Here is a 14,497-nt window from a genome sequence, read left to right on the forward strand (position 1 = left end):
AGAGGATGAGGATGCGCGACCTTCCGACACACGAGCCGCCGACGCACGGCCTTCCCGCGCACGGCCTTCCCGCGCACGGCCTTCCCGCGCACGACCTCCCGACGTACGAGGACGTCCTGGCCGCGGCGGAGCGGATCGCGCCCCACGCACACCGGACCCCGGTGCTGCGCTCGCGGCTGATCGACGAGCAGACCGGGGCGCGGGTGCTGTTCAAGTGCGAGAACTTCCAGCGCGCGGGGGCCTTCAAGTTCCGCGGCGCCTGCAACGCCCTGGCCCGGCTCTCGCCCGCGCAGCGCCGGGCCGGCGTCGTCGCGTACTCCTCGGGCAACCACGCCCAGGCGGTCGCGCTGGCCGCCGGCCTGCTGGGCGTCCCGGCCACGATCGTCATGCCGCACGACGCCCCGGCCGTGAAGAGGGCGGCCACCGAGGCGTACGGCGGCCGGATCGTCGCCTACGACCGCGACACCGAGGACCGGGAGGAGATCGGGCGCGCGCTGGCCGCCGAACGGGGCCTCACGCTGATCCCGCCCTACGACCACGCCGACGTGATCGCCGGTCAGGGCACCGCGGCGAAGGAGCTCTTCGAGGAGGCGGGGGAGCTCGACGCGCTCTTCGTGCCGCTGGGCGGCGGCGGCCTGCTCTCCGGCACGGCGCTCTCCGCCGCCGCGCTGTCCCCCGGCTGCCGGCTCTACGGCGTCGAGCCGGAGGCGGGCGACGACGCCCGGCAGTCGCTGCGGGAAGGCCGCATCGTCCGCATCGGCACGCCGCGGACCATCGCCGACGGGGCGCGGACCCGGCACCTCGGCGCCCTCACCTTCGCCATTCTCCGCAGCGCCGCCCCCGAAGTCCTCACCGTCACCGACGCCGGACTCGTCGAGGCCATGGCGGCCCTCGCCGGCGTCATGAAGATCGTGGCCGAGCCCACCGGGTGCCTGGGCTTCGCCGCTCTGCGGCGCACGGCCGGTTCGCTGCGCGGGCAGCGCGTCGGCGTGATCGTCAGCGGCGGCAACGTCGACCTCGGCCGGTTCGCGACGCTCCTGGGCTCGTGAACGACGCCCTTGCGAAACGGTCCGCGAACGGGCCCGGGAACGGTCCGCGAACGGGTCCGTTAACCGTCCGGAGAAACGCGGTTGCGCTCTGCATCCACCGAAATGCGGGAATTATTTTGGAAATAAGTTTCCGATCAAGGTCGATTGGAGCCGATCCTTCCGTTGCCGTAGCATGACCGGCGTCGTAATTTGCGCCCTCGGTGATCTCGTCGCAGGCGAGATCGGACCACTGCTGATCGAATTCCCTGCCGCATTTTCCGCCCGGCCCGGAAGACGGAGTACCCGTCGGCGCGAGCCGACGCAGGCAGGGCAGCCGGACGGCCGTTGAGGCGCACCGCGCTGCCCGCAGACTTTGTCTCCGGCAGAACGGAATGCACGTCGTGGATCTGAGCGCGGCCAATCGAAAAGGCCTCAGCCTCTTCGCCCTGATCATGATCGGGCTGGGGTCCATTTTCGGCTCCGGCTGGCTCTTCGGAGCCGGTCAGGCGGCTCAGGTCGCGGGCCCGGCCGCGCTGGTCGCCTGGGTGATCGGCGCAATCTTCATCGGCATGATCGCCATGTCGTACGCGGAGGTCGGCGCCGCCTACCCGCTGCCCGGCGCGATGGCCCGCTTCGGCTCCATCTCGCACGGCCCGGTGCTCGGCTTCATCACCGGCTGGGCCGTGTGGATCGCGACCGCCTCGCTGATCCCGATCGAGGCCATCGCGGGCACCCAGTACATGTCCTCGTGGAGCTTCGGCTGGGCCCGCGGGCTGGTCGCCGACGGCAGCCTCACCGGCACCGGCATCGCGATGGCCCTGTTCCTGACCTTCGCCCTGTGGCTGGCCTGCTACTGGTCGGTCGAGCTGCTGGCGCGCGCCAACAACCTGCTGACCCTGGTCAAGTTCGCCATCCCCGTCCTCGCGGTCGGCGCGCTCATAGCCTCCGGCTTCCACACGGAGAACTTCACCGCGCACGGCGGCTTCGCGCCCAACGGATGGTCCGCCGTCCTCACCGCCGTCACCGCCTCCGGCGTCGTCTTCGCCTTCAACGGCTTCCAGGCCGTCGTCAACCTCGGCGGCAACGCCAAGAACCCCGGCCGGGCCATCCCGCTCGCCCTCGTCGGCGCGCTCTCCCTCGGCCTCGTGATCTACCTGGCCCTGCAGGTCGCCTTCCTCGGTGCCGTCCCGCCGGAGAAGCTCGCCGAGGCCGGCGGCTGGAGCGGCATCAACTTCGCCTCGCCCTTCGCCGACCTCGCCAAGCTGCTGATGCTGCACTGGGTCGTCACCATGCTCCAGTTCGGCGCCTTCATCTCGCCCAACGGCGCCAACATCGGCAACGTCGCCTCCTCCGCCTACCTGGCGCAGAACCTCGCCGACACCGGCTTCTTCCCCAAGAAGATCGCCGAGGTCCACCCCCGCTACGGCGTCGCCCGCCCCGCCATGTGGCTCAACCTGGCCTTCTCCGTCCTCCTGCTGCTGACCATCGGCCACAGCTGGGAGGCCCTGGCCAGCGTCGTCTCCGCCGCGATGGTCGTCTCCTACCTCATGGGCCCCATCGCCGTCGGCGTCTTCCGGCGGACCAAGCCGGAGCTGCCCCGCCCCTTCCGGCTGCCCGCCGCCAAGGTCCTCTGCCCGCTGATCTTCGCCTTCGCGGCCTGCGCCCTGTACTGGTCGAAGTGGCCCAACACCGGCAAGGTGACCCTGCTCACCCTCGTCTCGGTCCCCATCGCCGCGATCGTGCTGCGCCGCCGGGGCGAGAACCTGCGCCGCCAGTTCGCGCCGGCCTGGTGGATGGTCGGCTTCCTGCTGTGGCTGTCCCTGCTGTCGGCCCTCGGCAGCGAAGAGTTCGGCGGCCACGGCGTGATCCCGGGCGGCCTCGACACGGCTCTGGTCGGGCTGTCGGCCCTGGGCTTCTACTTCTGGGCGGTGCGGGCGGGTGTCCAGGCCCACCGTGCGGGCCTGCCGGGCCCGGACCCGGTGCTTGCCGCCGCGGGCGCCGAGCCCGCTGCCGGCACCGTCCCCGCGCAGGAGCGCGAGCGCGAGGCGGCGGGCGCCGCTTCCTAGGCCCTCCTCACCGTTGTGGCGGGCGGGATTCCTCCGCCGCAACGGTGGCCCGCGACCGACGCGGCTGACCAGCGGTGCGGCACCGGGCCCGGCCCGGCGAATCCCGTTGGACGGTCCCCGGCGCCACCCCGCCGGACCGGGCATGACCCCGCATACGCGAAGGCCGGTTCCCTCGATGAGGGAACCGGCCTTCGCGTTTACCGGGAGCGCCCAGCGCGAGCGTCAGCGCTTGGCGGCCGCTCGCTGCTGCACGTACCCGACCAGCGCCAGGGCCAGCGCCAGGCCGCCCGTCGAGTACAGCTGCACGCGGGTGTCGTCCTCCATCAGCATCAGCACCAGGGCGCCGGCCACGCCGGCCAGCGTCAGCCAGGTCAGGTACGGGAAGGCCCACATCCGCACGACCAGCTTGCCGGGCGCCTCGCGCTCCAGGCGGCGGCGCAGCACCAGCTGGGAGGCGGCGATGAAGCCCCACACCACCAGCACGACGCCGCCGACCATGTTCAGGAGCCAGGCGAAGACCGTGGTGGGGTACCAGTACGACAGGAGGACGGCGAAGAAGCCGAAGGCGGACGAGGCGAGCACCGCGCGGCGCGGTACGCCGCCGGAGACCTTGCCCAGCGCCCTGGGGCCCTGGCCGCGGGAGACCAGCGAGTAGGCCATGCGCGAGGAGCCGTAGATGTTGGCGTTCATGGCCGACAGCAGGGCGATCAGGACGACCACGTTCATGATCTGCCCGCCGCCGGGGACGCCGAGGCGGTCGAGGACGGCCGCGTACGGGCCGCTCTCGGTGACGCTCTTGTCGTTCCACGGGATCAGCGTGACGATCATCAGCATCGAGCCGACGTAGACGATGCCGATCCGCCACATCGTCGTCTTCACGGCCTTGGCCACGCCGCGCACGGGGTCCTTCGCCTCGGCGGCGGCGATGGTGACCGTCTCCAGGCCGCCGTAGGCGGCGAGCGAGGCCAGCAGGCCGATCAGCAGGCCGTTCACGCCCGTGGGCAGGAACCCGCCGTCGTGCAGCAGGTGCGCGGCGCCGGGGGAGTCGTTGCCGGGCAGGACGCCGAGGACGGCGAGCGCGCCCAGGACCAGGAAGAGCCCGATGGCGCCGATCTTCAGGGCGGCGAACCAGAACTCGAACTCGCCGAAGTTCGAGACCGCGGCCAGGTTGCTGCCGCAGAAGAGGGCCATGAAGACCAGCACCCACATCCACGACGGGGTGCCCGGGAGCCAGCCCTGCACGATGTGGGCCGCGCCGATCGCCTCGATCGCCACGCCCACGACCAGCAGGGTCCAGAACATCCAGCCCGCCGTGAAGCCGGCCCACGGGCCGATCGCCCGGTCGGCGTGGACGGAGAAGGAGCCGGAGGCGGGGTTGGCGGCGGACATCTCGCCGAGCATCCGCATCACGAACATCACGAGGAGTCCGGACACGGCGTAGGCGAGCACGATCGACGGGCCGGCGGCGGCGATGCCGGCGCCGGAGCCCACGAAGAGCCCCGCGCCGATGACGCCGCCGAGGGCGATCATCGAGAGGTGCCGCTGCTTGAGCCCGTTCGAGAGCGGCGACCCCTGCGTCGGGGCGCCCTCCGTCTGCGGGGGAGAGGTTATGTCTGTCCGGCTCATGGTCGTGCCTGTCCATCATGCGAGATCGGGATGTTCGAGTATGTGCAGGCGGACGGAGATCCGGTTAACTCGTCCGTTATCCGGACAGTCACTTCACACAGGGTGATCGTTTCGCAGCATTCCATCCGAGGACGGTACAGCCCGGAACGGCGGACCCGGCCGCGTCCCCCGCGGCGCGCGGGACTAGCGTCAGTGATCACGGGCGATCCCCGCCCGCAGCGCACGCACGAAGGGGGAGCACCGCACATGACCGGCCGTACCCACCTGATCGAGGGCCTGATGGAACGGTTCCCGCACGTCCCGCGGGAAGCCGTCCTCAAGGAGGACCTGCTGCGCGGCGGCATGGCCTTCGACGACTCCGCGCTCAGCGACACCGCCGACGAGGCCTCCGGCGGGATCAAGCCCAAGTCGTACTTCATCTTCTCCTTCGACCACCGCACCCTCCCCGAGCTCGGCGCCGCCGCCCTGCGCCGCCCGCCCGAGGAGATCGTGCTGACGGGCGGCCCCTACGAGCTGCGCCGCACGGTCGTCTCCGTCCGCGTCAACCCCGCCTCGCCCTACCGGGTCCGGGCCGGCGAGGACGGCGCGCTGGGCCTCTACCTCGACGGGCGGCGGATCGCCGACGTCGGCCTGCCGCCCATGCCCGACTACTACCGGCAGACCCTCGCCAACGGGAAGTCCGTCATGGAGGTCGCCCCCACCATCCAGTGGGGCTACCTCGTCTACCTGACCGTCTTCCGCGTCTGCCAGTACTTCGGCGCCAAGGAGGAGTGCCAGTACTGCGACATCAACCACAACTGGCGCCAGCACAAGGCCGCCGGGCGCCCCTACACCGGCGTCAAGCCGGTCGAGGAGGTCCTGGAGGCGCTGGAGATCATCGACCGGTACGACACCGGCCGGGCCTCGCAGGCGTACACCCTGACCGGCGGCGCCATCACCTCGAAGGTCGCGGGACACACCGAGGCCGACTTCTACGGCCGCTACGCCCGGGCCATCGAGGAGCGCTTCCCGGGCCGCTGGATCGGCAAGGTCGTCGCCCAGGCCCTCCCCAAGGCCGACGTGCAGCGCTTCCACGACTACGGCATCCGCATCTACCACCCCAACTTCGAGGTGTGGGACGAGCGGCTCTTCCAGCTCTACTGCCCGGGCAAGGAGCGCTACGTGGGCCGCGCCGAGTGGCACCGGCGCATCCTCGACTCCGCCGACGTCTTCGGCGCCCGCAACGTCATCCCCAACTTCGTCGCCGGCGTGGAGATGGCCGCCCCGGACGGGTTCGCCACCGTCGACGAGGCCATCGCGTCCACCACGGAGGGACTGCGGTTCTTCATGTCCCACGGCATCGTCCCGCGGTTCACCACTTGGTGCCCCGAACCGACCACGCCCCTGGGCCGGCTGAACCCCGAGGGGGCCCCGCTGGAGTACCACGTACGGCTGCTGGAGGCGTACCGCGCGACCCTGGAGGAGTACGGGCTGACCTCGCCCCCCGGCTACGGGCCGCCCGGGCCGGGGCGGGCCGTCTTCTCGGTGAGCTCCTTCATGGACAGCCTCCCGGCGGAGGAAGCGGCGGAGGACGGTCAGCGGACCGCACCGCAATAAACCCGTTGCCCGCATAAACCTTTTGCCCGCGGTTCACGGCGCCGCCTAGCATTCGATCATGGTTCCAGGCACTCTCTTCCGCTGACGCTCCCTCGGAATGCGCACGCCCCCGCACAGGTGCGGTTCCGCACCTGTGCACCGCACACACCGAGAGAAGAGCCTTCAGCATGCCCGTCCAGCCCGTGCACCCTTCCGGCCGTGACCCGTTCGCCCAGTGGCTGCACGACCACGCCACCACCCTCGCCACCCTCGACCCCGACGCACCGCTCGACGACCTGGAGCCGCTGCGCGCCCTCATCGGCGACGCCCGGGTCGTCGGCATCGGCGAGAACTCGCACTTCATCCACGAATTCGGCCTCGCGCGCCGGCGCCTCCTGCGGTTCCTCGTCGAGCGCTGCGGCTTCACCGTCCTCGCCTTCGAGTACGGATTCAGCGAAGCCCTGCCCCTGGACGCCTGGGCCCGGGGCACCGGCCCCGACGACGACCTCGCCCGGATCACCGCGGCGGACCTTCCCATGGGCGCGCCGGAGTTGTTGCACGACCTGCGCCTGCACAACCGCACCGCGGCCCGGCCCGTGGGCTTCGCCGGCATCGACATCCCGGCGGCCGGCGGCTCGCTCCTGCCCGCGCTACGCCCCGTCGCCGACCACCTCCGCGAGGCCGACCCCGGGGCGCTCCCGCAGGCCGAGCGCGCCATCGGGATCGCCGAGCGGTTCGCCGCCGGGTCCGCCGCCGCGGCGGCACCCGCGTGGGGGCGCCTGGCCGCCGCCGAGCAGGACGCCCTCACGGCCGCCCTCGCCCGCCTCCTCATCCGCTTCCGCGCCACCGAGCCCCTGCAGGTGGCCCGCACCGGCCGGCACGCGTACGAGGTCGCCCTCCGGCGCCTGGAAGCCGCCGCCCACGCGGACCACACCCTCCGGGCCATGGCCGCTCTCTTCGCCGGCGACGGGGTCACGGTCGACCTCTCCGCCCGCGAGACCTGCATGGCCGGGTCCGTCCTGTGGCACCTGGAACGCGCCGAGCCGGGAGCGCGCGTCGTGCTCATGGCCCACAACGCCCACCTCCAGAAGGAACCCGTCGCCTTCGGGGGGTCCGAGGCGACGCTGCCCATGGGCCACTACCTCCGCCACGCCCTGGGCGACGACTACTTCGCCCTCGGCGTGACCAGCATCGGCGGCCGCACGGCGGAGATGCCGCTCGACGAGAACGCCCGGTTCGGCTTCACCGTCGACGACAGGGAACTGGAGCCGCCCGAGGAGGGAAGCATCGAGGCCGCCTTCGCCGGCGCCCTGCCGGCCGGCGCCGTCGGCCTCGCCGGGCTGCGCCGGGCGCCCAGGGGCGCCGGCAGTCCCGACCGGACCCGGCTGCAGAGCGCCTACCTGCACGTACCCGTCGCCGACGCCTTCGACGGGATGCTCTGCGTCCCGTCCTCCAGGGTGGCCGACGGCATCGAGATCTGACCGGTGACCGACGACCGGTGACCGACGAGCGGTGACCTTCGTCCGGGCCGGCATCCGGCCGGCCCGGACGGACGCGGGCGGCCGCGGGCGCGGCGGGGTCACGCCCGGGCCGGTCAGCGGGGCCGGTGGTCCGGCCGCGTCCCGGTCAGTGGTTCAGCCGCGTCGTGACGTGCGTGGCCTCCTCGATGTCCACCCCCGCCTTGTCGAGCAGCTGCTCGGACAGGTCGCGCAGCGCCCGCGCCGCCGCGACCTCCTCGCCGACGCGCTGCTGGGAGGGGTCGGCGGGATTGCGGTTGGTCGTCCCGACGGCGGTGAAGTCCGTGCCGTCGTGCATGTGCAGCCGCACCGCCGCCTGGGTCAGCGCGCCGGCCTCGCGGAACTCCATGTCGATGGGGCTCTCGACGATCTTCTCCGTGGTCATCGCACACCTCCGGGATCCGTCCTTGCCGCCCTGTTGCGCTCCAGCAGGTCGATGACCTCCTCGTCCGGGGTCTGGGAGAAGTCCTGGTACCACTCGCCGACCGCGAAGAAGACCGCCGGCGTGCTGAGGCAGACCAGCTCGTCCACCTCGGCGCGGAGCGCCTGCGCCGCGTCCGGCGGCGCCACCGGCTCGGCGAGCACCACGCGGGCCGCCTCCTGGGCCCGCACCACCTGGCAGGCGGCCGCCGCCGTGGCGCCGGTGGCGATGCCGTCGTCGACCACGATCGCGGTGCGGCCCTTCAGGGGGATCCGCGGCCGGCCGCCGCGGAACCGCTCGGCCTGGCGGGCCAGGTTCGCCTCCTCGCGCTGCTGAATCTCGGCGAGGTCGTCCTCCTCCACACGGCCCATCCGGACGATGTCGCTGTGCACGACCCGCACCCCGCCCTCGCCGATCGCACCGAACCCCAGCTCCTCGTGGAAGGGCACCCCGAGCTTGCGCACGAGCACCACGTCCATGGGGGCATCGAGTGCCCGGGCGACCTCGTAGGCCACGGGGACGCCGCCGCGCGGCAGGCCCAGGACGACGGGGTCCTCGGCGCGCAGGTGGCCCAGCCGCTCGGCCAGGCGGCGCCCGGCGTCCACGCGGTCGCGGAATCTCATGATCCACCTCTTCTCCCGGGGACGGCGCTCCGGAGAACGAGGGAAGCCATACCTCTAATATGGTCAGATTCCCGCCGCTCGTCCATGTCAGGGCACGGACCGGGCGTCTCCGGAGCCGGACGGGGAGCCGGGGCCGGACGCGAGCGCCGCCCGGACCCGCGCCGCCACCTCCGCCGCCTCCTCGTCCGAGGCGTAGCGCCCCCGCGGCCAGAAGAAGCCCCGCAGGCCGTCCTTGCGGTTGCGCGGCACCACGTGCACGTGGAAGTGCGGCACCGACTGGCTCACCCGGTTGTTCGCGGCCACGAACGACCCCGCGGCGCCCATCCCGCGCTCCACGGCCCCCGCGATCCGCTGCACCCGGGCGAAGAACGGCCCCACCTCGTCCGCGGACAGGTCCGTGAGCGTCTCGGCATGCCGCCGGGGCACCACCAGCACGTGGCCGGGGAAGAGCGGCCGGGCGTCCAGGAAGGCGACCGCCGCCGCGTCCTCGAAGACCCGGTGCCCCGCGGAGCCGTCCGCGGCGATCTCACAGAAGATGCAGGCAGCCTCGTCCATGCCCCCAGTCAACCGCAGCGGACCGCCCGTGACGCCTCGGCGGTCCCCGGCCGGCGTCCCGACGCCCCGTACACACCCCGCACACCCCGCACGCCCCGTACTCCCCGCACGCCCCGTACTCCCCGCACGCCCCGTACTCCCCGCACGCCTCGTACGCCCCGCCGATCCGGCGTTCCTCGCGGTCCGCCCGTGACGCCCCCGCCTGCCGGGGGCAGGGAAGACGCATGCCTCTCCACGTCGGAACCTCGGGCTGGCAGTACAAGGACTGGCGCGGCGTCCTCTACCCGGACGGCTGCCCGCAGCGCCTGTGGCTGGAGGAGTACGCGCGGCAGTTCGCGACCGTCGAGAACAACAACGCCTTCTACCGGCTGCCGCCGCCCGGCACCTTCGCCGACTGGCACGACCGCACGCCCGCCGACTTCGTCATGGCCGTCAAGGCGAGCCGCTACCTGACCCACATCAAGCGGCTCCGCGATCCCGAGGAGCCGGTCGGGCGGCTCATGCGCCACGCCGCCGGGCTGGGCTCCCGGCTCGGCCCGGTCCTCCTCCAGCTGCCGCCCACCCTGCGCGCCGACCCCGCCCTCCTGGACACCGCGCTCGGCTGCTTCCCCGACGGCGTCCGCGTGGCCGTCGAACCCCGCCACGACTCCTGGTGGACCGACGAGGTGCGGGCCGTCCTGCGCGGCCACGGCGCCGCCCTGTGCTGGGCCGACCACGGCTCACGCCCCGTCACCCCGCTGTGGCGGACGGCCTCCTGGGGGTACGTGCGCTTCCACAGCGGAAGGGCCCGGCCCTGGCCGCGCTACGGCCGGACGGCCCTCGCGAGCTGGGCCGCGCGCATCGCCGACACCTGGCCGGCCCGGGCCCACGTCTACGCCTACTTCAACAACGACCCCGGCGGGGCGGCCGTCCTCGACGCCGCCGCCTTCGCCCGCGCGGCGGCCGCGCTCGGGCGCAAGGCGAGCCGCACCCCGGACGCACGCGCCTGAGCTCGCGCCGGTGCGCCGCACCGTGCGCCGCGTGCCTCCCCCTCCGGCAGCGGAACCGGGAACGCCGCCCGGACCCGGCTCGTCCCAGCCGGTGTGGCCCGAAAACGCGCACGGCCCGGGGCGCCGTGCGTACGGGGAAGGGGGCGCACGAACCATGGACGGCGAGCAGCAGCGGCACCCGTTACTGGCCGGCCGGTACCGGCTCATCGACCAGCTGGGCAGCGGCGGCATGGGCGTGGTCTGGCGCGCCGTCGACGAACTCCTCGACCGGGAGGTCGCCGCCAAGGAGGTCCGGGCCCCCGACCACATGCGCGAGCAGGACGTCCGCACCCTCTACGCGCGCCTGAAGCAGGAGGCCCGCGCCGCCGCCCGCATCAGCCACCCCAACGTCATCACGGTCCACGACGTGGTCGAGCAGGAGGGCCGCCCCTGGATCGTCATGGAGTTCGTCCGCGGCCGGTCGCTCGCCGAGATCCTGCAGCACGAGGGCGTGCTCAGCCCCAAGGAGGCCGCCAAGGTCGGCTCGATGGTGCTGCAGGCGCTGCGCAGCGCGCACTCCTGCGGCGTCCTGCACCGCGACGTCAAGCCCGCCAACGTCCTGATGGAGCCCGGCGGCCGCGTCGTGCTGACCGACTTCGGCATCGCCCTGGTGGAGGGCTCCGGCACCCTCACCCGCACCGGCGACCTCGTCGGCTCGCCCGACTACCTGGCGCCCGAGCGCGCCCTCGGCGAACGGCCCGGCACCCCCTCCGACCTGTGGTCCCTGGGCGCCACGCTCTACTCGGCCGTCGAGGGCGTCTCGCCCTTCCGCCGCACGTCGGCGCTCAGCACGCTGCAGGCCGTCGTGCAGGACGACCCGCCCACGCCGCGGCGGGCCGGGCCGCTCACGCCGCTCCTCGAAGGCCTGCTCCGCAAGGATCCGCAGACCCGCATGGGCTCGGCCGAGGCACAGCGCCTGCTGGACGCCGTCGCCTCCGGTCAGCTGCTCACCCAGCCCGACTGGAGCAGGCCCGAGCCCGCCGGGTACGTGCCCACCGCGGCCTCCACACCCACCGCGCCGCCCCCGCCGCCGGCTCCCGGGCTCGCCACGGGCTCCGGCTACGCGACCCCGTCGTACGGCAGCCCGCCGCCTCCGGGCACGCCGCCCGGGATGTACGGCATGCCCGGGCCGGGCGGGGTGCCTGGAGCGCCCGGAGCGCCGACGAGCACGGCAGGCGCGTCGGTCAGGGGCCCGGCCGGCCCGGCCGGCCCGGTCGGCTCGGTCGGACGGCCCACCGGGTATCCGATGGCCGCCCACGGGGCGGTGCAGGCCCCTTTCCCGACGCCGACGCCGAGCCCGATTCCGGGCCCGGCCCCCGGCACCGCACCGCCGCCGCGCCGCGGCTGGCCCGTCTACCTGGGACCGCTGCTGGCGCTGCTCCTCATCGCGGGCGGGACCGTCGCCGGGGTCCTGTCGGCGGGCGGTCCCGGGGACAACGGGAAGCAGCCGGGCGGCGACCCCACGGGCACCGTCCAGCCCGCGGAATCCCGGCAGCCGGACGAGTCCGGCAGCCCCGGGGCCTCGGATGAGCCCCGTCCCTCCCCGTCCGGGCACGCCACGGACCGCCCCGCCTCTCCCGGCTACCCAACGACCGAACCGACCAGGAACCCGGGCCGCACGTGCAACGGCGGCTGGGTGACGCAATGCGCAACGCGCTGAGAGCAGCCGAAAGGCAGAACGAGCCGAAGGGCTGAACAAGCCGAAAGGCAGAACGAAGCCGAAGGGCTGAAGGAAGACGCCGAAGGAAAGAACCGACCGGCTTTCGGGGGATGCAGATGCGGCTGGTGCCCGATCCGTTCCGAGGAACACAGCAGAAACCGTCCGCGCGACGCCGCCGGCTCCGGCTCGTCGCGCTCCTCACCGTGCCCGCGCTGATAGGCGGCGCGAGCCTGGCCGGGTGCGGGTCCGGCGGCAAGAAATCCGTTCAACTCGTCCTGGAGGCCGTGGGTGAGATGGGAGCGTTCCCGTTCGTGGAGCACCCCGACACCGATCTCCGCGGCGTCCGGTCCGCCGTGCGCGGCGGCGGGGAGCGGGCGGGCGACGCCCGGGGCACGTTCGGCGGGCTCCAGGGCGCCACGCACTGCGACAAGGCGTCGCTGATCAAGCAGCTCACCGACGACCCCGAGAAGGCCAGGGCGTGGGCCGAGGTGAAGAACATCGACGAGGGCCGCATCGGCGAGTACATCAACGGCCTCACCGAGACGTACCTGGAGTTCGACACGCTCGTCAAGAACCACGACTTCCGCGACGGCGAGGCCAGCGAGTACCTGTCGGTGCTGCAGAAGGGCGTGCTCGTCCTCACGGACAACTTCGCGGAGCCCGCCGTCAAGTGCAACTGCGGCAACCCGCTCCAGGAGCCGGACCAGGTCGTCGACACGAAGGCGGCGAGTTACACGGGCACCCGCTGGGAGTCATTCACCGCCACGGAGGTGACCGTCATCAAGGCTCGTACGAAGGAACAGGGCCCGGTCAAGCAGATCCCCCTCGTCGACCCCTTCCAGGGTGACAAGGCCTTCGACCGCGGCGTGGGCAGCGACGGGAGCAAGGACAGCAAGCCCTTCCACTGGGACCCGCCGAAGACGCCCGCGGGCTCTCCGGGTTCGCCGGGGGCCGGGGGATCGGCGGGATCGTCGGAGTCCAAAGACCCCAAGGACAAGGGTTCGTCGTCGAAGCAGCCTGCGGAGAAGTCTTCGGAGCCGTCGGCCGGTTCGTCCGGCGCAGGTTCTTCCGGATCCGGCTCCTCGGGTCCGGGATCGTCCGCCGGCGGTTCCGGCGAGCCGTCAGCCCGCTCCTCGGTCCAGGGAGTTCGGCCGACGACGGAGCCTCCCGTATCGCCGCGGCCGGGTGCGTCGTCCAAGAAGCCGTCGCAGGGCGGCACCACGCCCGGCGGGGCGCGCACCACACCGCCCCGGACGAGCGCGCCGGTCCCCACGGCGACGCGGCCCGTCGCGCCGCCCACGGCGCCGAAGCCGGTGACGCCCACGTCCGTGAAGCCGGAAGCCCCCACGAAGCCCGTGGCACCCACGACCCACAAGCCCGTGGCGCCGACGGCGGAAAGGCCCGAGAAGCCGGTGGGGCCGACGGCCGAGAAGCCGGAGAAACCAGTAAAGCCGCCACCCGAGAAGCCCGAGAAGCCGCCGCCTGAGAAGCCTGAGAAGCCCGAGAGGCCGGTGGCCCCGACAGCCGAGAAGCCCGAAAAGCCGGAGAAGCCCATGGCGCCGACCGCCGGTCACCCCGTTGCCCCTACCGCGGCCGAACCCGGTCCGCCCAGGGCGGCGACCGGCGCGTCCTGACCCGTACCGAGGCCGAGGTCTCCGAGGCAAGAACAAAAGCCGCGAAGCCCCGCACTTCCCCAATCTGTGCCGAGCAGGGACAAACGAAGGTCGCGATACGTTGTCCCCGCAAGCAAGAGACCGTCCATAGGGGTGGAACATGGGGATGCTGAAGGGTGCCAACGTCCGGATTCCGGCGCCGGCGGTGCGGGTGGAACTGGGCTGGCACACGGCCCCCGGGGTGCCGGACGTCGACGCCTCCGCCCTGCTGCTCGCGGGCGGCAGAGTCCGCTCGGACGCGGACTTCGTCTTCTACAACCAGGCCGTGCACCCCTCGGGCGCGGTCCGCCACGAGGGGAAGCGGCCGTCCGGCGCCGGCACGACGACCGACACCCTCATCGTGGACCTCGCCGCGGTCGAGCCGTCCGTCGAGACCGTGGTGCTGGCCGCCTCGGCCGACGGCGGGAGCTTCGGGCAGGTGCCGGGGCTGTACATCCGCGTCACCGACGCGGCCGGCGGCGCGGAGCTCGCGCGCTTCGACAGCACGGACGCCACCGTCGAGACGGCGTTCGTCCTCGGCGAGCTCTACCGCCGCCAGGGCGAGTGGAAGTTCCGGGCGGTGGGCCAGGGCTACAGCAGCGGCCTGGAAGGACTGGCGACCGACTTCGGCATCACGGTGGACGAGCCTCAGCCGGTCCCCGCCCCGGCCGCGCCCGCGCCCGCCCCGGCCGCCATACCGGCGCCGCCCGTCCATGCGCCCGCCGCGCCGCCGGTGCCGCCGGTCG

General features: G+C 73.1%; 11 protein-coding genes and 1 pseudogene. 8 read left to right on the forward strand and 4 right to left on the reverse strand.

Features of this window, described 5'->3' with window-relative positions:
- Positions 1-11 precede the first annotated feature (11 nt).
- Positions 12-1,049 carry a threo-3-hydroxy-L-aspartate ammonia-lyase gene (locus tag B7P34_RS22720; protein WP_106679267.1) on the forward strand — a complete coding sequence of 346 codons (1,038 nt, stop codon included), beginning with the start codon at positions 12-14 and terminating at the stop codon, positions 1,047-1,049.
- A 380-nt stretch (positions 1,050-1,429) separates the two neighbouring features.
- Positions 1,430-3,094: an APC family permease gene (locus tag B7P34_RS22725; RefSeq protein ID WP_106679268.1), complete on the forward strand. Its 1,665-nt coding sequence runs from the start codon at positions 1,430-1,432 to the stop codon at positions 3,092-3,094.
- A 222-nt stretch (positions 3,095-3,316) separates the two neighbouring features.
- On the opposite strand, the gene B7P34_RS22730 is transcribed toward B7P34_RS22725, so the two are convergent.
- Positions 3,317-4,720 (reverse strand): amino acid permease, encoded by a 1,404-nt coding sequence (locus B7P34_RS22730; protein WP_106679270.1) that lies wholly within the window; start codon positions 4,718-4,720, stop codon positions 3,317-3,319.
- 246 nt (positions 4,721-4,966) lie between these two features.
- On the opposite strand from B7P34_RS22730, the gene B7P34_RS22735 reads away from it, so the two are divergent.
- Both B7P34_RS22735 and B7P34_RS22740 read left to right on the forward strand, forming a co-directional pair.
- Positions 4,967-6,316 (forward strand): radical SAM protein, encoded by a 1,350-nt coding sequence (locus tag B7P34_RS22735; RefSeq protein ID WP_106679272.1) that lies wholly within the window; start codon positions 4,967-4,969, stop codon positions 6,314-6,316.
- A gap of 167 nt (positions 6,317-6,483) precedes the next feature.
- Positions 6,484-7,776: an erythromycin esterase family protein gene (locus B7P34_RS22740; protein WP_106679273.1), complete on the forward strand. Its 1,293-nt coding sequence runs from the start codon at positions 6,484-6,486 to the stop codon at positions 7,774-7,776.
- Between the two features lie 145 nt (positions 7,777-7,921).
- Here B7P34_RS22740 and B7P34_RS22745 read toward each other — a convergent pair whose 3' ends face one another.
- From B7P34_RS22745 to B7P34_RS22755, 3 genes are all read right to left on the reverse strand, one after another.
- A complete protein-coding gene (locus tag B7P34_RS22745; protein ID WP_030364783.1) occupies positions 7,922-8,197 on the reverse strand; it encodes a DUF1876 domain-containing protein in 276 nt (91 codons plus the stop codon).
- Positions 8,194-8,856 (reverse strand): phosphoribosyltransferase, encoded by a 663-nt coding sequence (locus B7P34_RS22750; protein WP_106679275.1) that lies wholly within the window; start codon positions 8,854-8,856, stop codon positions 8,194-8,196. The genes B7P34_RS22745 and B7P34_RS22750 overlap by 4 nt, the downstream gene beginning before the upstream one ends.
- A gap of 87 nt (positions 8,857-8,943) precedes the next feature.
- Entirely contained in the window at positions 8,944-9,411 is a 468-nt protein-coding gene (locus B7P34_RS22755) for an HIT family protein (RefSeq protein ID WP_106679277.1), read from the reverse strand.
- A 224-nt stretch (positions 9,412-9,635) separates the two neighbouring features.
- Here B7P34_RS22755 and B7P34_RS22760 point away from each other — a divergent pair, with 224 nt between their 5' ends.
- The 4 genes and pseudogenes from B7P34_RS22760 to B7P34_RS22775 all read left to right on the forward strand — a co-directional run.
- The gene (locus tag B7P34_RS22760; protein WP_106679279.1) at positions 9,636-10,400 is read left to right on the forward strand and encodes a DUF72 domain-containing protein; all 765 of its coding nucleotides are present in this window, start codon (positions 9,636-9,638) and stop codon (positions 10,398-10,400) included.
- Between the two features lie 154 nt (positions 10,401-10,554).
- Positions 10,555-12,099: a serine/threonine-protein kinase gene (locus B7P34_RS37595; RefSeq protein WP_189382976.1), complete on the forward strand. Its 1,545-nt coding sequence runs from the start codon at positions 10,555-10,557 to the stop codon at positions 12,097-12,099.
- Positions 12,100-12,302: 203 nt separating this feature from the next.
- Positions 12,303-13,733 carry a DUF6777 domain-containing protein gene (locus tag B7P34_RS22770; protein ID WP_146166900.1) on the forward strand — a complete coding sequence of 477 codons (1,431 nt, stop codon included), beginning with the start codon at positions 12,303-12,305 and terminating at the stop codon, positions 13,731-13,733.
- A gap of 139 nt (positions 13,734-13,872) precedes the next feature.
- Positions 13,873-14,391: pseudogene (locus tag B7P34_RS22775) on the forward strand (TerD family protein); the annotation flags it as partial.
- Positions 14,392-14,497 lie beyond the last annotated feature (106 nt).

The sequence above is a fragment of the Streptosporangium nondiastaticum genome, from assembly GCF_003011965.1.
Classification (GTDB): Bacteria; Actinomycetota; Actinomycetes; order Streptomycetales; family Streptomycetaceae; genus Streptomyces; species Streptomyces nondiastaticus.

What these genes read in the sequence shown, in the direction of transcription:
- B7P34_RS22720 (WP_106679267.1), top strand. Translation starts at nt 12, where the DNA reads ATGCGCGACCTTCCGACACACGAGCCGCCGACGCACGGCCTTCCCGCG.
- B7P34_RS22730 (WP_106679270.1), bottom strand. Translation starts at nt 4,720, where the DNA reads ATGAGCCGGACAGACATAACCTCTCCCCCGCAGACGGAGGGCGCCCCG.
- B7P34_RS22735 (WP_106679272.1), top strand. Translation starts at nt 4,967, where the DNA reads ATGACCGGCCGTACCCACCTGATCGAGGGCCTGATGGAACGGTTCCCG.
- B7P34_RS22740 (WP_106679273.1), top strand. Translation starts at nt 6,484, where the DNA reads ATGCCCGTCCAGCCCGTGCACCCTTCCGGCCGTGACCCGTTCGCCCAG.
- B7P34_RS22745 (WP_030364783.1), bottom strand. Translation starts at nt 8,197, where the DNA reads ATGACCACGGAGAAGATCGTCGAGAGCCCCATCGACATGGAGTTCCGC.
- B7P34_RS22750 (WP_106679275.1), bottom strand. Translation starts at nt 8,856, where the DNA reads ATGAGATTCCGCGACCGCGTGGACGCCGGGCGCCGCCTGGCCGAGCGG.
- B7P34_RS22755 (WP_106679277.1), bottom strand. Translation starts at nt 9,411, where the DNA reads ATGGACGAGGCTGCCTGCATCTTCTGTGAGATCGCCGCGGACGGCTCC.
- B7P34_RS22760 (WP_106679279.1), top strand. Translation starts at nt 9,636, where the DNA reads ATGCCTCTCCACGTCGGAACCTCGGGCTGGCAGTACAAGGACTGGCGC.
- B7P34_RS37595 (WP_189382976.1), top strand. Translation starts at nt 10,555, where the DNA reads ATGGACGGCGAGCAGCAGCGGCACCCGTTACTGGCCGGCCGGTACCGG.